Origin of the sequence: Brevundimonas albigilva (genome assembly GCF_023573565.1) — a bacterium.
In the GTDB taxonomy this organism is placed as follows: domain Bacteria; phylum Pseudomonadota; class Alphaproteobacteria; order Caulobacterales; family Caulobacteraceae; genus Brevundimonas; species Brevundimonas albigilva.
Genome location: NZ_CP097649.1, coordinates 522,579 through 544,115 on the forward strand (window position 1 = coordinate 522,579; position 21,537 = coordinate 544,115).

General features: G+C 68.6%; 23 protein-coding genes. 5 read left to right on the forward strand and 18 right to left on the reverse strand.

Annotated elements, in window-relative coordinates:
* Window positions 1-180: 180 nt before the first annotated feature.
* Window positions 181-1,188 carry an arginine N-succinyltransferase gene (locus M8231_RS02625; protein WP_250202179.1) on the reverse strand — a complete coding sequence of 336 codons (1,008 nt, stop codon included), beginning with the start codon at window positions 1,186-1,188 and terminating at the stop codon, window positions 181-183.
* Between the two features lie 176 nt (window positions 1,189-1,364).
* Window positions 1,365-2,618, reverse strand: a complete 1,254-nt coding sequence (locus tag M8231_RS02630; protein WP_249751279.1) for a hydrolase — start codon at window positions 2,616-2,618, stop codon at window positions 1,365-1,367.
* A 162-nt stretch (window positions 2,619-2,780) separates the two neighbouring features.
* Between M8231_RS02630 and arsC the strand changes: the two genes are divergently transcribed.
* Window positions 2,781-3,122: an arsenate reductase (glutaredoxin) gene (arsC, locus tag M8231_RS02635; protein ID WP_249751278.1), complete on the forward strand. Its 342-nt coding sequence runs from the start codon at window positions 2,781-2,783 to the stop codon at window positions 3,120-3,122.
* Here arsC and M8231_RS02640 read toward each other — a convergent pair.
* The 4 genes from M8231_RS02640 to M8231_RS02655 all read right to left on the reverse strand — a co-directional run bounded on the left by M8231_RS02640 (window position 3,119) and on the right by M8231_RS02655 (window position 10,668).
* On the reverse strand, window positions 3,119-7,342 hold the full coding sequence (locus M8231_RS02640) for a translocation/assembly module TamB domain-containing protein (RefSeq protein WP_250202180.1): 4,224 nt from the start codon (window positions 7,340-7,342) through the stop codon (window positions 3,119-3,121). The genes arsC and M8231_RS02640 overlap by 4 nt on opposite strands.
* Window positions 7,339-9,165 (reverse strand): autotransporter assembly complex protein TamA, encoded by a 1,827-nt coding sequence (locus tag M8231_RS02645; RefSeq protein WP_249751277.1) that lies wholly within the window; start codon window positions 9,163-9,165, stop codon window positions 7,339-7,341. Before M8231_RS02645 ends, M8231_RS02640 begins: the two co-directional genes overlap by 4 nt.
* 79 nt (window positions 9,166-9,244) lie before the next feature.
* The gene (locus M8231_RS02650) at window positions 9,245-9,511 is read right to left on the reverse strand and encodes a hypothetical protein (RefSeq protein ID WP_249751276.1); all 267 of its coding nucleotides are present in this window, start codon (window positions 9,509-9,511) and stop codon (window positions 9,245-9,247) included.
* Between the two features lie 74 nt (window positions 9,512-9,585).
* Window positions 9,586-10,668, reverse strand: a complete 1,083-nt coding sequence (locus M8231_RS02655) for a CaiB/BaiF CoA transferase family protein (protein WP_250202181.1) — start codon at window positions 10,666-10,668, stop codon at window positions 9,586-9,588.
* Window positions 10,669-10,928: 260 nt separating this feature from the next.
* On the opposite strand from M8231_RS02655, the gene M8231_RS02660 reads away from it, so the two are divergent.
* The 4 genes from M8231_RS02660 (at window position 10,929) to M8231_RS02670 (ending at window position 12,267) form a co-directional block, all read left to right on the forward strand.
* Complete coding sequence (locus M8231_RS02660; protein ID WP_250202182.1) at window positions 10,929-11,339, forward strand: hypothetical protein; 411 nt, start codon at window positions 10,929-10,931, stop codon at window positions 11,337-11,339.
* Between the two features lie 12 nt (window positions 11,340-11,351).
* On the forward strand, window positions 11,352-11,567 hold the full coding sequence (locus tag M8231_RS02665) for a hypothetical protein (protein ID WP_250202183.1): 216 nt from the start codon (window positions 11,352-11,354) through the stop codon (window positions 11,565-11,567).
* Window positions 11,568-11,722: 155 nt separating this feature from the next.
* A complete protein-coding gene (locus M8231_RS16855) occupies window positions 11,723-11,851 on the forward strand; it encodes a hypothetical protein (RefSeq protein ID WP_284150805.1) in 129 nt (42 codons plus the stop codon).
* A 212-nt stretch (window positions 11,852-12,063) separates the two neighbouring features.
* On the forward strand, window positions 12,064-12,267 hold the full coding sequence (locus M8231_RS02670; RefSeq protein ID WP_250202184.1) for a helix-turn-helix domain-containing protein: 204 nt from the start codon (window positions 12,064-12,066) through the stop codon (window positions 12,265-12,267).
* A gap of 92 nt (window positions 12,268-12,359) precedes the next feature.
* Here the strand turns inward: M8231_RS02670 and M8231_RS02675 are convergent, their stop codons facing one another.
* The 12 genes from M8231_RS02675 to M8231_RS02730 form a co-directional block, all read right to left on the reverse strand.
* Entirely contained in the window at window positions 12,360-12,653 is a 294-nt protein-coding gene (locus M8231_RS02675) for a hypothetical protein (RefSeq protein ID WP_250202185.1), read from the reverse strand.
* Window positions 12,654-12,854: 201 nt separating this feature from the next.
* Entirely contained in the window at window positions 12,855-13,313 is a 459-nt protein-coding gene (locus tag M8231_RS02680) for a hypothetical protein (protein ID WP_250202186.1), read from the reverse strand.
* Window positions 13,313-13,726 carry a hypothetical protein gene (locus M8231_RS02685; protein WP_250202187.1) on the reverse strand — a complete coding sequence of 138 codons (414 nt, stop codon included), beginning with the start codon at window positions 13,724-13,726 and terminating at the stop codon, window positions 13,313-13,315. Before M8231_RS02685 ends, M8231_RS02680 begins: the two co-directional genes overlap by 1 nt.
* On the reverse strand, window positions 13,719-13,988 hold the full coding sequence (locus M8231_RS02690) for a hypothetical protein (protein WP_250202188.1): 270 nt from the start codon (window positions 13,986-13,988) through the stop codon (window positions 13,719-13,721). Before M8231_RS02690 ends, M8231_RS02685 begins: the two co-directional genes overlap by 8 nt.
* Window positions 13,985-15,457, reverse strand: a complete 1,473-nt coding sequence (locus tag M8231_RS16860) for a phage head spike fiber domain-containing protein (protein ID WP_284150806.1) — start codon at window positions 15,455-15,457, stop codon at window positions 13,985-13,987. Before M8231_RS16860 ends, M8231_RS02690 begins: the two co-directional genes overlap by 4 nt.
* Complete coding sequence (locus M8231_RS02700; protein WP_250202189.1) at window positions 15,454-15,801, reverse strand: hypothetical protein; 348 nt, start codon at window positions 15,799-15,801, stop codon at window positions 15,454-15,456. Before M8231_RS02700 ends, M8231_RS16860 begins: the two co-directional genes overlap by 4 nt.
* Before the next feature lie 103 nt (window positions 15,802-15,904).
* On the reverse strand, window positions 15,905-16,702 hold the full coding sequence (locus M8231_RS02705) for a lysozyme (protein ID WP_250202190.1): 798 nt from the start codon (window positions 16,700-16,702) through the stop codon (window positions 15,905-15,907).
* Between the two features lie 51 nt (window positions 16,703-16,753).
* The gene (locus M8231_RS02710) at window positions 16,754-17,074 is read right to left on the reverse strand and encodes a hypothetical protein (protein WP_250202191.1); all 321 of its coding nucleotides are present in this window, start codon (window positions 17,072-17,074) and stop codon (window positions 16,754-16,756) included.
* Window positions 17,075-17,125: 51 nt separating this feature from the next.
* Entirely contained in the window at window positions 17,126-17,542 is a 417-nt protein-coding gene (locus tag M8231_RS02715; RefSeq protein WP_250202192.1) for a hypothetical protein, read from the reverse strand.
* An 880-nt stretch (window positions 17,543-18,422) separates the two neighbouring features.
* On the reverse strand, window positions 18,423-19,238 hold the full coding sequence (locus M8231_RS02720; RefSeq protein WP_250202193.1) for a hypothetical protein: 816 nt from the start codon (window positions 19,236-19,238) through the stop codon (window positions 18,423-18,425).
* The gene (locus M8231_RS02725; protein ID WP_250202194.1) at window positions 19,238-20,134 is read right to left on the reverse strand and encodes a hypothetical protein; all 897 of its coding nucleotides are present in this window, start codon (window positions 20,132-20,134) and stop codon (window positions 19,238-19,240) included. The genes M8231_RS02720 and M8231_RS02725 overlap by 1 nt, the downstream gene beginning before the upstream one ends.
* The gene (locus tag M8231_RS02730; protein ID WP_250202195.1) at window positions 20,134-21,465 is read right to left on the reverse strand and encodes a hypothetical protein; all 1,332 of its coding nucleotides are present in this window, start codon (window positions 21,463-21,465) and stop codon (window positions 20,134-20,136) included. The genes M8231_RS02725 and M8231_RS02730 overlap by 1 nt, the downstream gene beginning before the upstream one ends.
* Window positions 21,466-21,537: the final 72 nt, after the last annotated feature.

A 21,537-nucleotide genomic window follows, 5' to 3' on the forward strand; every position in this document is an offset into this window, starting at 1 on the left:
GGTTCATCACAACGTGCACAGCGGGATCACAACGAACACAACGAGGGTGGAGCGTGGTGCGACTTCGTTGTGTCCTTTGTGCAAGTCGTTGTGCCCGTTGTGACGAACCTTTCAAGCCGCCGAGCGCGGGACCAAGGGACTGGGTCCCGGCTATCGCCGGGATGGGCCGGAAGGTGCGGGTCATGTCTTCACTCGCACGCTCGCGCCGGCCTTGACCTTGAGCGCGGCCGCCGTCTCGGCGGTCAGGCGCACGGCGTCGCCCTCGATGTCGGCCTTGGCGCGCACGGCGCGGAATCCGGCGACGCTGTCGGTCGAGATCAGGGCGGGCAGTTCGGCCTCGATCTCTGTCGCGATCTCGACGGTCAGGGCGCGGGCGTCGCGAACGGTGCGGATCATGTCGCGCGGGCACGACACGGTCGGCCCCGCGTCGAAGATGTCGACCAGGCCGTTCGGGCGGAAGCCCTCGCTCTCCAGCAGGGCCATGGCGGGCACCCCTTGCGGGTGCACCTTGCCGATCACGGCGCGGGCGGGCTCGGGCAGCAGTTCGACGTAGATCGGGTGGCGCGGGGCCAGGTCCAGGATGAACTGCTTGTCGGTGGAGCCCGTCATCCGGTCGGCGTCGTCGAACTCCATCGGGAAGAATTTGTGCGCCACATGGTCCCAGAAGGGGCAGGCGCCGTCCGGGGTGAAGACGCCGCGCAATTCGGCCAGCACGGTGTCGGCGAACAGGTCCGGCTGGGCGCCGATCAGCATGTAGCGCGACTGGCTGAGCAGGCGACCGGCGCCGCCCTTCCGGCGGTCCGCCTTGAGGAACAGCGAGCCGACCTCGGTCCAGCCCGTGCATTCATTGACCAGCACCAGGGTCTGGTGATCCAGCTTCACCCCCAGCGAGGGCGACTGGACGGTGTTGTTGACGACGCGGAACGAGAAGAAGGGCCGCTTCAAGCCCACCGTCGCCTTGACCGAGCCGACGCCGTCGATGTCGGCGGTGGAGGCGTCCTCCAGCATCAGGGTGTACCAGGCCTCCTGCGGGGCGACCTCGCCGCGGAAGCTGGCCTGGCTCAGGTCCAGCCGTTCGGACAGGACGTCGGGATCCTCAGGCAGGCTGGTGAAGCCGGGGCCGGACAGGATGGCCAGCTCCAGCAGGCTGTCGAGATCGGCGGGGCCGGCGGGGCGGACGACGAGCATTCAGAGAGTTCCTTGATCCTCCCCCGTGGAGCGTAGCGCAACGGGGGGGGGGGACCACGAAGTGGTGGAGGGGGCGGACCAGACGTCGGGCGTCGGAGGCGTGGTCGCCCCCTCCACCACGCTGCGCGCGGTCCTCCTCCCCCGCGACGCGGGGGAGGATCGGTCGGCGGCGTTGATCAAGTCAGGGTCTCCATCCGCAGGGACTTCAGCTTGGCCGCGTCGATTTCCCCCGACGCGACCTTGCACAGGATCAGGGCGCTGAGCTGGGCGCGCTCGACGAAGCTGTCGGGCCAGGCGAACTCCTGATCCGAATGAATGTCGCCGCCGCGGACGCCCAGGGTGTCGATGTTGGGCAGGCCGGCGGCGTGCAGATTGTTGCCCTCGCACACCCCGCCCGACGCTTTCCAGGCGATGTCCTGGCCCAGCAGGGCGCCCGCTTGCCTGACCGCCTCGAACAGGGCGGTCTGGGCGGCGTCCATCGGCTTGGGCGGGCGGGTGAAGCCGCCGTGCAGGTCCAGCGTCAATCCCTCGAACGGCGGCGCAGCGGCGATGCGGCGGACCTGGGCGTCGATCCAGTCGGCGGCGGCCCTGTCCGGCACGCGCACGTTGAAGCGGACCACGGCGTTGTCGGCGACGACGTTCAGCGGCCCGCCGCCCGAAATCTTGGCGACATTGACGGTGACGCCCTCGCGCCCGCCGTTCAGCCCGTGCAGTTCGGCGGCGATCATGGCGGCGCCGGCCACCGCGTTGCGCCCCTCGTCGAAGGCGCGGCCGGCGTGGGCGGCCCGGCCCGTGACGATCAGGTGGTAGTTGCCGCTGCCCTTCCTGGCCCCCGCCAGGGTTCCGTCCGCCAGGGCCGGTTCGTAGGTCAGGCCCAGATGGCCGCGTGCGCCCAGTTCGGCCAGCAGCGGCGCCGAGGCGGGCGAGCCGATCTCTTCATCCGGGCTAAGCAGCACGGTCCAGCCGACGCCGTGACGGCCGGGGTGGGTCTCGAACGCCTCCAGCGCCGCCAGCAGCACGCTGATCCCGCCCTTCATGTCGGCCACGCCCGGCCCGTTCAGGGCGCCGTCGGCGCGGGTGCTGACGGTCTGGAAGCCGCTGTCGGCGGCGAAGACCGTGTCGTAGTGGCCGGTCAGCACGACCTGGATCGGCGCGCTGGGCCGGGCGGTGATCTTCAGGGCGTCGGCGTGCGCCTCGGTTCGCACAGAGCCGTCGTCGGCGACGGTGGCGGAGCCTTGGGTGGGGATGCGTTCGACCTGGGCGGGCAGGCGCCGGGCCTCGGCCTCCAGCGCGTCCAGCACGGCGTTCAGCCCGGCGGCGTTGCGGCTGCCCGAGTTGATGTCGGCCCAGTCGATGGTGCGGCCGATGATGGCCTGACGCCGCGCCGCGACATGATCGAGGACGGCTTGGTCGGTCGGAAGGATGCGCATGCGCGGCGAACCTAGACGCCCGCGCCGCAAAGGTGAAGGCGAGCGAAAATCGGCCTCGGGCGGCGGCGTCCCTTCGGCGATCTTGGACGAAACGTGCGCAGCGAGGCGGTCGTGCGGGAATCGCGGGGCGAATGCTAAAGGGCGACGCAGAAGGAGCCGCCGATGACCGTCACCCTGTATCACAATCCCAAGTGCGGCACGTCGCGCAACGCCCTGGCGCTGCTGCGCGACAACGGCGTCGAGCCGGTCGTGGTCGAGTATCTAAAGACCGGATGGGACCGGTCCACGCTGGAACGGCTGGCGACGAAGACCGGCCTGGGCCTGGCCGGCCTGCTGCGGCGCAAGGAGGCCGAGGCCAAGGCGCTGCTGGACGCCCAGGCCGACGACGAGGCCGTCATGGCCGCCGTGTTGGCCAGCCCCGTGCTGATCGAACGCCCGATCGTCGAGGCCGACGAGAGGGCGGCGATCGGGCGTCCGGTCGAGCGGGTGCTCGACGTCCTCTAGCGCCGGTTCGGGCGACGGTCGCGGCGTTCCCCGGCCTCGCGGCTCTCGCGGCGCCAGCGGATCGACAGGCTGGTGTCGCCCTGGCCGCCGAACTGGGACGAGACGGCGATGTTGCGACGCGGCTGCCATTCGACCTTGACCGCCGCCCCGCCTTCGCCGCCGCCGATGACCTCCAGATAGACGTCATCGGTGATGTAGCGCCCGCCGGCCACGGTGACGGCCGAGGCTTCGCCGCCGAAGGACAGTCGGTCCAGGCCGGCCAGTTCGCGCAGGTTGCCGATCACGTCGAAGCCGCCTCCGCCCGCCAGGGCCGCGACGCCCGCCGCCAGCTGGGCGGCCTCGAAGGCCGACAGCTGCGAGGCGGACCGGCCGAACAGCACCTGCGACAGGATTTCGTCCTGAGGCAGCGAGGGGGTCGAGGTCAGGGCGATCTTGGGCTCGGCCGCGGTGCCGGTGACGTCGATCGAGGCGGTCAGGGCCGGGTCCTCGCGCACCGCCGAGAGATCGAGGCGGATCTGCCTGGGATCGGTCGACAGGGTGACGCGGCCGTTCTCGTCGAAGACGAAGCGCTTGCCCGCGAACTCGTAGTCGCCGCGCACCACATTGGCCGCGCCGGTCAGCTGGGGCTGGGCCACCGTGCCGCGCACCCGGGCGTTGACGTCCAGGATCACGTTCAGGCCGCGGCCGGTCACGCGCACCTTGCCGCCGGTCGAGCGCAGGGCGATGTCCAGGCCGATCTGCGGCCCGCGCGACGTCTGTTCGGGCTCGACCGGGTCGCCGCCGGGGCGGTTGATCTCGACCACGTCCATCGAGACGATGCCGGTCTCGCCGGGCACTTCGGGCTCGATCCGGGCCTCGTCGACATTGATCTGTCCGGTCAGCTGGATGTTGCCGTCCTGGCCGCGCACGATGGTGATCGGGCCCGAGGCGCGAGCCTCGGCGATGTCGTTGTCGATGACGCGGAACCGCCGCAGGTCCAGACGGGCGGTGGAGCCCGAACCCTGGCGCAGGCCGACGCGCCCCTGGCCCGACACCGTGCCGCCCGCGCCGTCGTTGGCCGAGAAGGTCTCGATCACCGCGGTGGTGTCGTCGAAGGCGGTCCGCAGGGTCAGGTCGCCCAGCACCAGGCCGACCGCGTTCTCGCGATAGCTGCCCTGCGCCAGGTCGAAACGGCCGTTGATGCGCGGGGCGTTCAGAGTGCCCGCCAGGGTCGCCTGTCCGTCCACCTGACCCGACAGGCTGCGCTCGCCGCCCAGGAACAGGTCCCAGATGGGCTGGATCTGGCCGTTGATGGAGACCTGGCCCGACATCTCGCGCGTCCGGGCGATGGCCAGGCGCAGCGGCGCGGCCGAGGTCTCGACCGGCAGGACGACGTTGGCCGAGGCGCGCACGGCGCCCTCGTCCACGGCCTGGGCGCGGATGGTCAGGCTGTCGCCGACCAGGGTGGCGTCGACCTGGCCGTCGACCGACAGGCCGCGCGGCGCGTCGATGCTGCGCAGGCCCTGGAGGGTGACGTTGGCCGAGCCCGAAAGGTCGTCGCCGGCGCCGCGCAGCGACAGCCGGCCCGTGGCGCGGCCGCGCAGATCCGGCGAGATGGAGGCCAGGTCGACGCTGGTCAGGTCGGCCTGGATCACGGCCGTGCGGGCGTCCTGGCGCAGGTCCGCCATCAGAACGCCGCCGCCGACGCCCAGATCGATGCGGGTCGAACGGTTGGCTCCGTCCAGGGTGACGGTCGCGGGATTTCGGGTGGTGAAGGCCACTTCGCGGACGCGCCCGCCGCCGCGCAGAGTCAGGGTCTGGGCCTCGCCCCGGCGCGAATAGACGCCCGAGCCGTTGAACTGGACCGGCGTGCCGCCGCCGACGTCCAGCGCCAGGGTGAAGGGCAGGTTGTTCAACGTGCCGCGTCCGTCCAGGTCCAGGGTGCGGATGATGAAGTCCTGGCCGGCCAGGCGGACGTTGCGCCCGCTGACGTCGACGACGGCGCTGTCCGAGCCGCCGCCGTCGGTCAGGCGGATGCGGCCGTTCGCCTCGCCCGACGCCAGGAAGGCGCCGGTGCGCGCGGTGAAGGTCAGGTCGGCGCTGGAGGGGATGTTGTTCGACAGGGCGATCGCGCCCTGGGCGGCGACGCCCCCCGCGTTGATGTCCAGGTCCGACAGGCGGATGCGGTCGCCGCCCAGGAAGAAGTTCCCCTGCGCCCGCGCCGGGCCGTAGTTCGAGCCGCTGGTGACGGTGATGCGGCCGTCCGAGGCGTCGGCCCCCTTGCGGAAGCTCAGGATCAGGTCGGCGTCGGTCAGGGTCAGGGCGCCGGCGGTCACGCTCTGGAAGCCGGCGGTCAGGTCGACGCGTGGCTGGGCCAGGGTGCCGGTCAGGGCGCCGCGCCCGTTCATGTCGCCGCCGATCTCGGCCGGGCCGGCCGCGAACGGGCCGCGCGCGTTCCAGTCCAGCGCCAGCCGCAGACGGCCGGCCGTCTCGATCAGGCCCTTGGCGCCGGCGCGGCCGTTGGCGCCGGTCAGTTCGCCCTTGTCGACCTCGATGCGGCCCTGGTTGAACTTGCCGGCCAGCTGCAGGCGCGGGGTGCGGCCCAGCAGTCGGTCCAGCTCGGACATGCCGACCGTCAGGTCGCGGCCCCGGCCGTCGAAGCTGAGAACCCAGGGCGCGCCGGTGCGGGCCGAGGCGGCGCGGATCGGACCGCCGAAGGATCCCTTGGCGTCCGGCAGGATGCGCGAGGCGTCGGTGATCCGGGCGTCGCCGCGGAAGCTGAGCCCGCCCAGCAGATTGCGCGAGCCCGAGCCGGTCAGGGTCAGCCCCTGGCCCCGAGCGTCGATCTTCTCCAGCAGGATGGCGCCGTCCTTCATCCGCGCCGCCTCCATCTGGACGCGCGGCGCGGCGCCCAGCAGGCCGCCGATGACGCCCTCGCCGGAGCCGCCGTTGGCGCGGACGTCGGCGTCCACGTCCATGCGGCCGTCGCGGACCTGGATGTTGATCGGGCCGGCGATGCGGGTGGCGCGGTAGCTGGCGAGGTTGGCGTTCAGCAGGCTGGCCTGGCCCTGGAGCGTCCAGGTCTGGGCGTCGCCCTTGAACACGCCCGAATAGGCCGTCGGCCCCGCGACGTCCGAGCCGACCAGGCGGCTGAGCGACGGGGTCTCGATCTCCAGGCGCACGCCCTGGGGCGAGCTGCGGTCCGACAGGCGGATCAGGCCCTGCGCCTGGGACATGACATTGTCGGACACCAGCTTCCAGCCCACGCCCTGGAAGCCGTCGTCGTCGGCGTCGGGCACGGTGGCGAAGCCGAAGCGGGCGGTGCGGCCCACCCGCTCGACGAACGGCGCCAGCAGGTCCGAGCCGCTGAAGTCGAAATAGCCCGAGACGCGCGAGCCCTTCTTGCCGAACCGTCCGTCCACCGTCAGAGGCGTGAACTGGCCGGTGCGGACCACGGCGTGGACGACGTCGGCGTTCAGCACGGCGACGGCGGTGAAGGGCTGGTCGGGCGAATAGCCCAGGGCGCCCGCCAAAGGACCGCCCTGCGCCTCGTTGGCGCGCAGGTTCAGGCGGGTGTCCTCCAGCTTGCCGCCGAAGGTCGCCGCCAGACGCAGGAAATCGCCGGGGCGGTTCAGGCTGGCGGCGTTCACGCTGGCGGACTTGGCGCCGCGGCGCGGGATGTCGGCGTCGCCCGACAGGCTCCAGCGGCCGTATTCCTTGGAGAAGCCCTCCATCAGTTCGACATTGGCCGAGAAGCGGTCGATGTCGATGGAAAGGGCCTGGGGACTGGGCGGCTCGCCGCTGGGCGGATCCAGCACGGGCTGGCGGATCAGCCGGATGACGTCGGCGCTGATGTCGGTGGCGTGGAAACGGCGCGTCAGCAGCGGCCAGTAGGACCAGTCCACGCGCACGTTGCGCGCCTCCAGCCAGACGCCGTCGCGGTCGGTGACGGTGACGCGCGACAGAGTGAAGTGGTCGAACAGGTCGCCCTTCAGCCCCTCGACGTTGATGCGGCCGTAGCGGCTGATCTTCTGGCCCTGGACGAAGCCGGCCACCAGCTCGCGCCCGGCGTCCGAAACGATGTACAGCCGGCCGCCGAACAGGGCCGCGGCCACCAGCAGGACCAGGCCGCCCAGCACGCACCCCAGCACCAGCAGGGCCAGTTGCAGGCGCGTGCGGCGCTTCTTCGCCTGCTTCGGCGTTTCGACGACTTCGGGCTCGGGCGGGGGAGTGTCGGTCAAAACGCCTGGCCGATGCTGATGTAGATCTGGAAGCCCGGATCGCTCTCGCGCTTGTTCAGCGGCAGGGCGATGTCGGCGCGGATCGGGCCGAAGGGCAGCTTGTAGCGCACGCCCAGGCCGGCGGCGTAGCGCATGTTGCTGAGGTTCGGCGTCTCCTGGAAGCCGACGGCGCCGCCGTCGACGAAGGCCACGCCCTGGAATTCGCCGAACAGCGTGCGCCGGACCTCCAGCGAGGTCTCGAACAGGCTGAGGCCGCCGCGCGGGGTGTTGTCGGGCAGGCGCGGGCCGACGCCCTGGTATTCGTAGCCGCGCACCGAACCGCCGCCGCCGGCGTAGAACAGGCGGTCGGACGGAACGGTCAGCTCCTCGCCGCCGATGATGCTGCCGATCTTGACCCGGCCGGCCAGGACGGTGCGGGCGTCGTCCTGGAGAGGCAGGTAGGCGGTCGCCTGACCCTCGCTGCGCAGGAACAGCACCGTGTCCTCGCCCGCGACCGCCGTGGGCTGGACCGAGGCGGTCAGGCGGAATCCGGACGTGGGATCCAGCGGATCGTTGGACCGGTCCATGTAGAAGCCGCCGCGGCCCGTCACGATGGCCAGGTCGCGGTTCAGGGTGAGCGGCGTCTGGGTCACGGGGTCGTAGCGGCGCTCGTCGTAGTGGCCGACGTCCAGCCCCAGGCCGTAGCTGTACCAGGACGACTTGCCCACGCGCTGGCGGATGTCGGCGTAGAGGACGCCCGCGAAGCGGCTGTAGGCGTCGGTGTCCTCGTTGACCAGGGCGGCGCCCAGGGCCAGCGTCCGGGCCGGCCGCCGCCAGTGGGGCAGCTTGAGGTCGACGCCCAGCCGGCTGTCGACGTCCGCCAGGCGCGCCTGGAAGGCCAGGGTGTCGGCGCGGCCGAAGCGGTTGTAGTAGGTCCACAGACCTTCGATGGCGGATCCCCCCGTGCTGGAGGCCGCGCGGCCGGTCGTGACCGTGGCCTGGGCGGTGGACAGGGTCACGCCCGCCTCCTGGACCCAGCGGGGGCGGTCGGTCAGGGCGACCAGGATCGGGCGAAGACCGTCGTCGGTGGTCTGGTCCAGCGGCGACAGGGCCACCGTCACGCCGTCATAGACGCCGGTGTCCAGCAGGCGACGCTCCAGCTCCGCCACCTGCTCCGGGTCGTAGCGGTCGCCCTGGGTCCAGGGCGCCAGGCCGGCGACCCATTCGGGGTTCGTGCGCCCCCCCGTGCGCAGCCGCACGCCGTCCAGCCGGACCAGCCGGCCGGAATTGATCCGGTATTCGGGCGCCACGGTGAAGGTCGCGTGGTCGACCACCACGCGGCGCGGCTCGGCCTTGGCGTCGGCGTAGCCGTCGCGGCTCAGTCGCGCCACCAGCCGCCCTTCGCCCGCGATCACGTCGACCGCGCGGCCCGGATCGCCGGCCTCCAGGTCGATGGCGGCCTTGGCGGCGGCGGCGGATTGGGCGTCGGGCGCCGGGTCGATCCAGGCGATGGTCGGGTCGGTCAGCAGGAAACGGCGGCCGGGATCGACCGAGACGATGGCGACGGGCGCGTCGTCGCCTTCCACCACGTCTTCGAGCACCGACTGGTAATAGCCTTCCGAGCGCAGCAGGGCCTCGGCCGACTCCGTGGCCGAGCGGGCGTTGCGCCGCGCCTCGAACCGGCTTTCGGGCGCGTCGTCGACCTCGCCGACCGCGCGCTCCAGCATCTCGCGGAGGTCGGAATCGATATCGCCGCGAATTTGGGCGCGGGGCGCGGCCGAGGCGTCCGAAGCGGCCGCCGCTGCGGCGAGGGCGGCGACGATGAGGGCAGGCCTGAAGCTCAAGCGGGAACCTTGGTCAAAGCGCGGGACGGGCCGCGAACGGGCGGGGCGGGGCCGCAACCGTGCGGCCGCCCGGGGCGGATCAATAGAAGAGCGTCTCGCTCTCGGGCTGGACCGTCTGCTCTGACGAGCGTTCCTCCGGCGGCAGGGTGTCGACCGGCGGCGCGGTGGGCGCGGGGTCCTGGACGTCGGGGGCGACGACGGGCGCGGCGGCGTCCTCGGCCGAGGGGGCGACCTCCAGCGGCGGCGCGGCCTCGGGGGCTTCGGCGGCGTCCTGGCGATAGTCGTCGCAGCCCGCCAACGACAGCGCGCCGAGCGCGGCGGCGAGAACGAGAGTTGAGCGTATCATCAGAAATTCCCCGGCTTTCCGGCTTGCAACGCTTCGGCGGCGTCGCTGTTCCATAGCGTCGAACCGTGTCGAGGTCATCCCGGAACGGACCATGCGGCCAGGGCCTGGGGCAGCGAAAGGTCGGCCCCGGCGGCCTGGGCGGCGGGCGGGACGCCGTCGAAGCGGGGCACCGGGGCCGGCAGGCCGTCCTGGAAGGTTCGTCTGGCCCGGTTGTGCGGATGGTCCGGCGCCTCCGCCAAGCTCAGCACCGGGGTGACGCAGGCCTCGGTCCCGGAGAAGAGGCTCGCCCAGGCGTCGCGGTCGCGGGTCAGGAAGGCGGCCTCGAACCGCGCGGCCAGGGCGGGCCAGGCGGCGACGTCGTGCTGGGGCGCCTCGGCCGGGTCGATCGCAAGTCCGGCCAGCAGGGCGGCGTAGAAGCGGGGCTCCAGCGCGCCGACGGCCACGAAGCCGCCGTCGCGGCAGGCGTAGCAGCGGTAGAAGGGCGCGCCGCCGTCCAGCAGGTTTACGCCACGCCGATCGCTCCACAGGCCCTGGGCGCGCAGGGCGTGGAACAGGCCGCCCAGCAGGGCCGAGCCGTCGGTCATGGCGGCGTCGACGACGCGGCCCCGACCGGTGGCGCGCGCCTCGACCAGGGCGGCCAGGACGCCGACGACCAGCAGCATGGCCCCGCCGCCATAGTCGCCGACCAGGTTCAGCGGCGGCGCCGGCGGCCGGTCGCCCGGCCCCATGGCGTGCAGCACGCCGCTGAGGCCGATGTAGTTCAGGTCGTGGCCGACCTGATCCGCCAGCGGCCCCTGCTGGCCCCAGCCGGTGACGCGGCCGAAGACCAGGCGGGGGTTGGCGGCCTGCAGCGCCTCGGGGCCGTAGCCCAGCCGCTCCATCACGCCGGGGCGGAAGCCTTCGATCACCGCATCGGCCGAGGCGGCCAGGGCCAGGACGCCGTCGCGGTCCGCCGCGGATTTCAGGTCGACCGGAACCGCCGAACGGCCGCGGTGCAGGACCGCCCCGCCCACCTGGTCGAACACCGCCGGCCCGGCCGAGGCCGAACGGGTCAGGCGCAGCACCTCGGCGCCCAGGTCGGCCAGCATCATGCCGGCGAAGGTGACGGGGCCCAGACCGTCGAATTCCAGGATGCGCAGGCCGGCGAGGGGTTGCATCCCGTTTGACTACCGACCGGCGGCCTTGACCGGAAGGGCGGATTGCAACAGAAGGCGCCCTTCGGCCGTTTCGGCCCGCCGGCGCGTCCCTAGCTCAGCTGGTTAGAGCACCTGACTTTTAATCAGGCCTTGTCGTTGAAATGCTTGGACGTTTCCGACAAACCGGCGCGAAAGCACCCCTAGACAATTCAGTTAGTTGCAGCGGGCGAGCAAACCGATTACGCCCGCAATCCGGTCGGTGGCGCAGACCGAGACGAGCGATGCACGAGACCGTTTCCGCGATGATCGAGCGCGGCGCCAGGATCAAATGGGAGTGCGAGGTCAAGCCCATAGGTCATGGCGGCGATGCGGACCTGCACGCCATAGCCAAGACCAAGGGAGGGCGCTTCACCCTCGCCAATCGCCGGGCGCCATGCCGCATTCCCGGTTGCCCCGGTCGGGTTCGGTTTGTCGATATGTCCAGCGCTTGGCCTCGGAAGCTGGACACCCTCACCGACAAGGACGATGCATGGTGGGCCTATTTCGCCGCTGAGAGGAAACGGTTGGAAGCCTTGGGTTGGTGGATGAAGGGCGGCTACTGGCAACCGCCGCCGGCGCCGGTCTATGGGCAGGAGCCAGAAAGCAAAGAACCCCGCCAGCCCAGCAGCCTCGATAACCATCGGCATCTGTGATATGGGTTCCTCATGCCGTTGATCGAAACATGGTCCCTAGAGGACGCTGTGAACGAAGCGCTTGACGACGGCGCCCGCGTCGCTCGTGTGCGGCGCTCTGCATCGGGAGATGTGGAGGCGGTCTTTTTGGAGCAAAACGGCCGTCACCAAGAGATTGAGTTCGACGCCCCGGTGAGTGACCGCCTTACGGTCCGTCTCGTGTCGGCTGCCGACAGCATCTACGCCTGAAATGACGAAAGCCCGCCTCCCGAAGGAAGCGGGCTCATGAAAAGTGGTGTGGATGCGTAAAAATTACGCACCAACCTATTGCGTAAAATCTACGTATATGCGACAAGGGTTCATCGGCGCAGGGCAATCAAGCACTAGCCGGGGAGAACAAGCAGATGCTGGTCGATTTCGTGAAAACCGCCACTGATCAAGAGCTGGCCGATCTGGTCGCCACCGTTGAAGTCGGCGGTATGGCCTACTGGATCCTCTGGGAGGAGATCGACTACCGCAAAACCAATGCTTGAGTTCATGGACAACCGGCTCTCGGGCCTCCTTCGGGAGGTCCAAGAGGCAATCGAAGATACCGAGGACGCCGACACCCTGTGGCGTCTGCATATCAGCCTTCGCTCGCTGCATCGGCAGGCTCGCGAAAAGGGCTGGCTAATCCGAAACCGAAAAAGGCCCTTGACACAATCCGAGACGAATGGCCCGACGTGATAGCGGCAGATGAGGAAGAATGACGCCTGAAGCTTATCGCGCCGCCTTGGCTGAACTTGGCCTGTCGCAACTCGCGGCGGGCCGGTGGCTTGGCGTGTCCAACAAGACCGCGCAGAACTACGCAACGGTCGGTCCTTCTGGTCCTGCGGCGCGGGCGATCATCATGCTTCTGGACATGAGCCCGTCGGCCCGGCTGAAGGCGCTGGCCAAGCCGCTGCCCTGAAATGATGAAAGCCGCCCCGGACGAACCGGAGCGGCTTCGGTAGATAGCGGAGCAGGGCTCGACGCTGGATGGTGTCGGTAATGCCGACGGCACTAACCCGGCCGTGGAGATCGACAGGCCTCGTAAACAGTCTCAAGCACCTCGTTTCGGACGCGAAGCTGGAGCAGTTCGGACACGACCAGCACCCCCAACTGGTAGATGCCCTGCGCGGCGGCGATGGCCTCCGGGGTCGCCACGTAGGCGGGGCGGGGTCCAACGTCTGGGCCACAATCGACCGGGACCGGCACACGGACTTCCTGAACAACGGTGCGAATCTGCGGCTCGGGCTCCGGCTTCGTCGCACAGGCGGTCAGCAGCAGGCACAGGGCGAAGGCTGGATAGCGCATTGACTTAGGCTCCAGTTGTGAGAGAATTTTTTCGCAGCGTTGTTCTCGGTGCTGTGTCGCGGACGGTTCTCGGCCTCAGAACTTTGGGCCGCTCCGCATCTGAGACTTGCTTCGGCAAGCCGCCCGAGTTGATCGCCGGGCGTAGTGCTCCCAGCCCTCATAGCTGGGCAGGTTCCGGCCCCTCCTGAGAAAAGGGGCCTCTTACCCCAGCTGCTCCCTAATCACCCTCTCCGCAGCGACACACGGCGTCTCGCCTTCACGGGGAGAGGATTGCAGCAGGGCCTGGACACGACGTTCTGCCGTCCTTGCCCTATTCTGAGCCGCTGAGACCGCTTCACGGGCGCGGGCGTCTCTGGCGTCGGCTTCGGCCTTGAGGGCGTCCACGGCCTGATTTTGGGCCTCCACGGCGGTCTTGGCGTTGCCGAGGTCTGCGGTGCAGGCGGACAGGCGGTCACGGAGACCTACGACGGGCTCGTTGATGGCCTTGTCCAGCACGGCAACCTGACCTTCAGCGACACGGCGCGCGCGGGCTTCCTGACCAGCCTTGAACGCCATAGAGACGGACGTGATCGACGCCAGCACCGCGACCGTCAGCACCAGCGGGCCACGAAAGCGCCAGAGGAAAGATGTCATCAGCATCGGTGTCGGCATATGCAGCATCAGGCCGCCCCTCCCTTGTCCAGGGTGAAGCGGACCTTGCCGCTGTCCTCGACGATGAAGGTCAGCAGATCGACGGCGTTGGCAGCCGTGGACAGGGCGGGCGTCGATCCGAACGGCTTCCAGGCCGCGTTGTAGGCCAGCGTCCGGGAGCCTGTGGCGTCCTGCTTGATTAGGATCGTGCCCGTCATCCCCGGCTTGGCGTTCGACGGCGCCCCAAGAGTGCGGTTGCCGGCGAGCGTGACGACGAAGTTGGTCCCAGACGCCAGATCGACAGCGATGGTGGCGGCGTCGGGCAGGACTACCATCGGGGGCAGGGCATCCTGCTTTTTAGCGATGGCTTGATCCACCTGTATGCGGTTTAGGCTGATGGCCCGCATCACCGCGCTCAGGGCCGCGCTGATATTATCAGACATCGCCATGTTCGGCCTCCGGGAAGTAGGTGCGGCCCTCGGCCTCGTCGTCGAAACGCAGCGGGACAGTCACGATTGGGTTGTCGGGGTCGTCACCGGCCCAGACGCGCCGCAGCGGCGACGGCTCGACCACGAAGGCGGCGAGTTCAGGATGCTCGGCCAGATAGTCGGTCGTGACGTTGACGTGGAAGCCCGGCAGCAGGGTGGGTTCGCCCTCGGGATCGGTGGGGTGCGGGTCGTAGAGGGGGCCGATGATGTCGATCATGAGAAGATGATCCTCCGCAGGGCGCTATTGAGCCACGGCCTCCCTGTAGCGAGGTCGAATGGGCCAGGTGTCGCTGGTCCGGTCGCTGTCAGGTTGTCGCCGTATTCGGCGCTGTAGCTCGTCACTCCAGCGGGCAGGACGAGCGCCAGATTATCCGCCCCCCGCGTCGCCGCAGCGCCTGTGGTGATGATAGGGCTAGTGGCGGTAGAGGCTTGTTCGAGCTGAGGAAGAGACAGCGTTATTGACCCAGTAACGGGGGCCAATACTCCTAATCCGGCACGCCACTGAGTCGAACTGCCTCCTGTTGAGGAGGTTACAAGAATATGGAGTCTGCCGGGCTGAACAATACCGTTAGCCCCACCAGAGGGGTTTGCAGAACACACAGGATAGGCAATCACCGCATCACTGGGTGTATATCCAGTATGGATTACCTCTTTGGCCGGGATACCTGCGGAGACTTCCTCAACAAATACTGAGAAACAGTAGGTGATATTGGGAGCAAGAACAAATCCTGAGGCGGCGCTCGTAGAGATTAAGAAGCTACGGCTAGTGCTTGTTGTGAACTTTCGAGCCTTAATCGAGGTCGAAAGCTTCGACGCAGCTACTTCGATCACCCCTCCAGGCAATTCATTCCACGGTGTGGGGATCGAGGTGACATCTGTCCAAGCGTTATTGGTTAAAACGTTCGTCCTCTGCCCCTCGATCAGCACCCCCCGGTCGGTGATACGGGGCGCGTTCGGCGCGAACTCAGCCAGCGTTCCGTCTTTCCGCCATGCCGTAGCAGCGCCCGTGCGGGTGTAGGTCAGGCCCGGAACAGCCGCCGACGCCGCATCCACATAATCCAGCCGCCCCGTGTTCTTGGCGAAGTTGATCCCCGTGGGCGCAAACGACAGCCCAGCCGGATCAGCGGCGTCGATGATGGACAGATAGTCGGCGTCAACCGGGCCGATTTCTGCACGCGACCACACCGACAGGTTCTGCCGGGCCGTGGCCTTGTCCGTGACGTCGCTAAGATTGTTGGACCCTAGCATGTCGCCGGTGCCTGCGCCCGCCGCGCCGCGAATGTCCGTCGCCTCTGCCGCCGTGTCCACAAAACCAGCGGGGCCGAGGTATTTGCCCGTCGCGGGCTTGGTCCCTTGACCGCCCGTCCAGTCCACAACGCGCAGCACACGGCGGGCTCCCTCTGCCACGTTGGCGTAGACGGGCAACCAGGCGGCATCTCCCTTATCGCCTTTCACCCCCTGCGCGCCCGTGTCGCCCTTCGGCCCCTGCGCGCCGGTTTCGCCCGTGTCGCCCTTCGGACCCTGGGGGCCGGTTTCGCCCTGGACGCCCTGGGGGCCGGTTTCGCCCTGAGGGCCTTGGGGGCCGGTTTCGCCCTGAGGGCCTTGGTCGCCTTTTGGACCGATCACGGCGGCGATTACCGAAGGAGTCGGGCCTTGCTGAGCGATCCAGCGGAACCGCGCGATCATCTGGCGCTCTCCATGACCCCGGCCTTGATCTGGATCGTCACGGTGTCGGTTATCTCGACAAACTCGCCAATCGTCAGGCGGGCGTCGAGGGCGTAGAAGCCTGGCGTGAGGGCCAGGGACTGCGCCGGGGTGAGCGACAGCAGCCAGCCCCCCCCAAGGCCGTCTCCGAGACTCTGGCGGGCCTCTGCGGTCATGTAGGCGAGGACAGCGCCCTTGGGGTCTGCGAAGGGGCTGTCGCGGCGCTTCAGCCCAGCCGCGAAGTCGGTGACTTCCGCTCCGTCCATGTTTTCGAGCGCCACCGACACGGTTTCACCGCGCGTGAAGACGTAGGGTTGCACCACCATGGGGCCTCCGGGATCAAATCAGATTTTGGGGTTAGTCAGAAGGGGAGGCGTGCGCCCGCGCGCGCGATCAGGCCCCAGTTGCGAAGAATGAGGGGGAGGAAGGTCACCGCTTGGCCTCTCTACGCTTCATCCACTGAAAGACCAGCAGCAGAACTCCGCACACGGTGATGACGATGGCGAGGATCGAGACCAGCTTCTGAAGCACCTCGGCCTGCATGGCTTGTGGCGCGACCGTCTGCTGGATCGCCACGGCGCCAGCCGACACGCCGGTCACGACCTGAGTGGCGGCCGTGATGGCGGTATTGGACTGGACCAGCGGCTTGGCCTCGACGGGCGTCGGCGGCGTCGGTATCGCGCGGGTGACGGACGACGGCGGGCTTTCCGCCAAGGAGCCAGGCTCAGCGGTGGACCATAGGGCGATCTCGGCGTTGCGGCGCTCGACCAGGCCGTCCAGCTTCTTCAGCTTGCCGTTGACCCTCGCATTGACGAACCGCGCCATCTGCGCCGGCACCTGATCGTATTGCCGCGCGTTCAGCCGCTTCCAGATGGTCCAGCCGGGGTTGGCGCCCAGGTTGAACACGAACGACAGGATCGCCGCGTATTGGTTCTCGGTCAGGCTGTCGATGACGGGCGACTTCACCACCTGATAGAGCTTGCGGCGAGCCTCGTTCAGGTCTTGCAGCAGCAGGGCGCGGGCCTCGGCCTGGGTGATGCGGCGGCGATCAACCACGTCCTGCGGAGAGACCGTCGCGGTGTGGCCCCAGCCGATGGTCGCCTTGCCCTTCACGTCCGCGACCGAGGCGAAGGAGCGCCGGTTCGGGTTCAGGTCGTCATACGCCACAAGGCGCAGGCTCTCGTGTCGGGCGATGAAGCTCGCCGCCCGATCAGGAATCGGTCGCATGGATAGGCTCCAGATTGTCTGGGGATGGGCCGTGGCTAGGCCGGGGAAAGGTCAGGTCAGGCGGCGGTCGATGGTGCGGCAGAGGTCGCGGACGGCGCTCTCCGTGGCCCGTTCGGCGTCGTGCTGGCGCATGACGGCTTCAGTGGTTCGGGCCTGTTCCTCACGCAGAAGGTTCAGGCCCTCGACGACGTGATCGGTGCTGTGGGTCAGCGCTGCGACTTCTCGCGCCAGTTCCTGCATCGGCTTGGTCGACATGATGTCGCCTGCCACAATGGCCGCCGTGGCGCTCTGGGGCTTTTTCGCCGCCCGCCAGCCCTGCACGACGGAAACGAACGCTCCGAGGCCGGCCGCGAGATAGATCAGCCAAGCCACCCACTCCGGGCCGCTCGAAGGTGCGGAAGTGGGCACTATTCGAGCCTCCGGTCACGATACGGCGCGGCGAGCGTCACCACCCGCCCGATACAGGTTCCATAGTTCCAGGGCGGCGATCCCGATGTAGATGCTGGTTCCAGTCGTAGGCAGGCCTGCCGCCAGAAGGCCGAACTGGATTTGAAGCCAGAGGAAGAGGCGGCCGAACGAAGCCGCCATGCGGAGGAAGGGTGTCGCGACCCAGAAGCCGTTGATGGCCAGGGCGATCAGCCCAAGCCCCCCGAGGATCAGAGCCCAGACGCCCCACGCCCATTGAGGCATGATGGCCGCCATCCCCGCGAAGCTGGACTGACGGGCGAAGATGTCGTCGTGGGCCAAAAGCTTCCGGCCCCAATCCGCCATCATGGCCGCCGCGATCCATTCGGGAACCCGCAGGTGCAGGGTGTCCTGAAAGCGGAGATGGACGGTCATCAGACGTTACTTGCGTTAGTACTGGGGAAGGCGCGCGGAACGCCGCCGACTTCACCCCAGATGATGCGCAAGCGACCAGCGGCGCCAGCACCTGCCCCGGCGCCTGTCCCGACGGTCGTTCCGCCCCCGCCACCACCATATGGTCCGCCGAAGCCGACCGATCCGCCACCGCCTTGCCCTGGCGTACCGCCAGAGCCGCCGCCGCCGCCGGCTGAAAGACTACCCCCGGAGCCCGACGAGCCTTGACCCAGAACGCCTACGCCCCCGCCGCCACCGCCATTGCCGGCGCTTGCGCCCCCACCGCCACCGCCCCCACCGCTGCCGTTGGTTCCAGCCGCGCTAGAGCCGCCATCTGTCGCGCCGCCATCGCCTCCAGCGCCAGCATAGCCACCCGCCCCGCCACCGCCACCGCGATATGACCCGGAGGTGTAACCGAACCCGCCCTTGCCTCCGTCGAAGCCCGAACCGCCAGAGCCGCCCGTGCCGCCGTTCGCCCGAACTCCATCCAAGCGGCCGCCCTGTCCAGGCATCGCCTCGATGAGAGTGGTGGCGCCCCGCTTCAAGTAAGTCGAAACGTTCGTGCTGCCGACAGTCTCGGAATTGAGGGTCCCGATGTCGTACGGCACCCTGACGGACAGGGTTTCACCCGGTGTGACGGTCACCGCGTTTCGGTATCGCAACTCTCCACCACCGCCGCCGCCGGACGGGGTGACAGCCGGATTTGAGACGCGAGCGCCCGCGCCTCCGCCGCCAACAGCGACGATGCTGATGGAGTAGACGCCTTCCGGCACGACCCAAGAGGTGGTGCCGGCCGCCAAATCGACTTGGCCGGGGGCGGCGAGAAAGGCCGCGCCAATGACGCCACGTCGGGTTAGCCGGCTCATGGCGCGGTATCCCCGCTAAAGTAATACACAGCCGAGGCGCCACCGGAATTGCTATCCACTGCGAGCGCTCCTTCGGCATATTGGCCTGCCGACTTGGTATGACCCAAGCGATTGCGCCGCGTGGCGCCAGAGCCCGTCGAAAAGGTCAGTTGCCCCGCCCCAACTTGACGCCAGATCGCGTTCCATCCCTCAGAGAGGCTATTCGGCATCGTGATCGTCACGGCCGTCGAGGAGGTGAACCGATGGACCTTGCCGTTGTCGGCTTCGTCCAGCGTATGCGTCGTGCCAGAGATGGTGACGGTCGTGTCGGTGCGAAGGGCGACCGGACCACCTACAGCGGCCTCGACCGCGGACTTGGTGACAGTGGCGTCCGATCCCGGCGGCCCCGACAAACTGATGGCCCAGGTCGAGACGTCACCCGTTCCCTTGGACAGCAGCGAGTTGATGGTCAGGGCGCCGGTGTCGCCGTTGTAAGCCGTCACCACGCCGATCATGGAGTTCACAGTCGGCGCCGTGCTGTCCACGACCGCGACGTAGACGCCGGGGATATAGGCCAGGTCTGCTTGGGTCGTGAACGACTTGGAGCCGGTCCCAAGGGTCACCGTCGAGGTTGACGTTCCGACGTAGCCGGCGTTGGCCACGATGTTTTCGATCTCGTCGGCCTTGTCGTCCACGTAGGCACCGACGGCATTCGTCTCGTCGGCAAAGTTCGGCAGGGCGCCAAGAAAGGCGTCCGCACGGCTGGCGAAGACGTCGGGCGCGTCGCCCCGCGAAGGCGGTGTCGGAAGGTCGGAAATCGTGGGTGCAGGCATCAGGTAAGGCCCTCCAGCTCCAGTGAGCAGACGGAATGGTTCGGCCCTGCGATCTCGACGGAGAAGTCGCGGAAGTAGCCGTAGATAGTGGTGCTGTCGTAGTTCCCCGCCGCCACATAGACGGCCGGGGTGGCGCGGTAGCGGGACAGGATGCGAACCACGTCGTCCGTCATCCCGGCATCCATGTAGAGGGTGAAGTTCGCCCGCTTGCTGTAGGCCCGCTCCACCACTCGGACATTGCCGAAGGTGTCCCGCTCCTTCAGGCTGAAGTCGAGGATACCGACGCTGGCGCCATAACTGGCGTCCCCGAGTTCACGGGACAGGCCAGCGACCAGTTCGCCGATGGCGACCGTGTTTCCAGGCGACGACAGGGTAACGGTGATTTCGGTCCCGGCGTAGGGCGGCAGATCGGTCAGGACCAGATCGGAACGCCGCTCGATAGGCTCGAAGAAGTAGCTGTACCAGTCGACGATGCCGTCGGTGCTGACCAGTTCGTAGGTCTCGTCGTAGACGACCCCATCCGAGGGATCATCGACCACGACCTGGACCGAGCCCGCCGACAGGTTCAGCAGGGCAATGCTGTCGACCCGGCTCGTCGTTGAGAAGGTGACTTCGATCTCGTCGGGGTTCGTGGTCTGCGCCTGGACGATGGCGTCGAACATGCGGAATCGGTTGGTCGCGCCCGCCAGCAGCCATTTGGAGGTGTCCGTGAGGGCGTTGCCCGTGTTGGCGTCCGCCTGGCTCTCATAGACGGTGTGTTCGGTGTCGGAGGTGTTGCCCCGGACCAGATCGCCCTGGGCATAGGTCGTGCCGGCCGAATAGACGGCTTCATCCTCGGGGACGTCGCTGCTGACTAGGCTCGCCGCCGTGATGGCGATCGGACGAATGATCTTCATCAGGCAGCTACCGTCTCAACAGGATCGCCGGGGGCGGGGCCGCGGACATAGACGCCATCGACTTCCTGGCGGTCCATCTTCCGCTTCATCTGCCCGGTGTTGACGCCGGTCTGGGTCGTCGCGGCCTTGATGTCCGCCAGTTCCGCCCTGACGGCTCGCAGTTCAGCGACAACCTCGTCCATCGAACCGTTGTCGTTGACGGCATAGACCCCGAGGCCGGCAGACGTGCGCGCCAGCGGCAGGATCGCTTCCGGCCCGTCTTCGGCCATTTGTCCCATGTCGAAGTAGGTCGGGGAGCCGAAGACACCGCCTGTGGCGAACTGACGGACGCCGGCACGGCGGGCCCCGGTCAGGGCCTCGTTCAGGGCTTCGATGGCGTCCACGACCGACAGGACGCTCTCGTTGACCGTGATCAGACCCGAGACCTGGGCATCTAAGGCGGCGAGTTGCTGTTCGGCGAGGGACTTCTGCCCATCCGCCGCACCGATGGCCCCGTCGACGGCGCCCATGACGCTGGCCAGGATGCGCTGATATTCGAGAGCCGACCCGGCATTCTGAAGCGCGGCGTCCAGATAGGTCTGAGACACGCCCTGGAGCGAGCCCAGCGCATCGGCGTTGCCCGTGCGGGCCAGAGCCGCGACCCGTTCGAACTCAGCCCGTGCGCCGGCGTAGGACGACCCGGTTCCGCTCAGCCCCTCCAGATCCTTGCGGAAGGCGCGCAGGCTGTCACCGAAACCGCCGAACTTGTCGATGGTCTCCTGAAGGGCCCCGGCTTCCCGCTCATAGGAGGCGGTCAGGGCGTCGCGGGCGGCGTTCACCGCGTCCATGGCCCGTTGCTGGCGTTCCTCCCGGGCCTGGCGGGCGGCTTCGGCGGCAGCGGCCGCATCCTGAGCGGCCCAGACCGATTGCTGGAGACCGCGTAGGGTCTCGTCCATGGCGGCGAGTTCGTCCGCACGACGGGCGGCAAGCGCGCCGGCCGCATCGCCAGTTGCCTCCATGAGTTGGATTTCGAGGTCACGGCGTTGGCGAGCGATTTCGGCGGCTCGGTCGGCTGCTTCCTGCTGTGCTTGGGCCAGCGCCTCATTCGCGGCGGCCGCGTCCTGTGCAGCCCAAATCTGCTGTTGCAGAGCGCGAAGGGCCGGGTCCAGCGCCTCAAGCTCCATCTGACGACGGGCCGCGAGCGCTTCGCTGGACTGACCCAGGGCCTCCATCAGGTCGATTTCCATCGACCGGCGGGTGTCAGCCAACTGGCGGGCGGCTTCGGCGGCTTCCTCCGCAGCCTGAGCGGCGGCGGCGTTCGCCTCCGCCAGGTCTTCGGCCGCGTAGATCATCCGCATCAGGGGACGAAGGCTCTCGTCGAGGGCGGCGATCTCCAGTTCACGCCTCGCCGCCAGGGCCTCGGT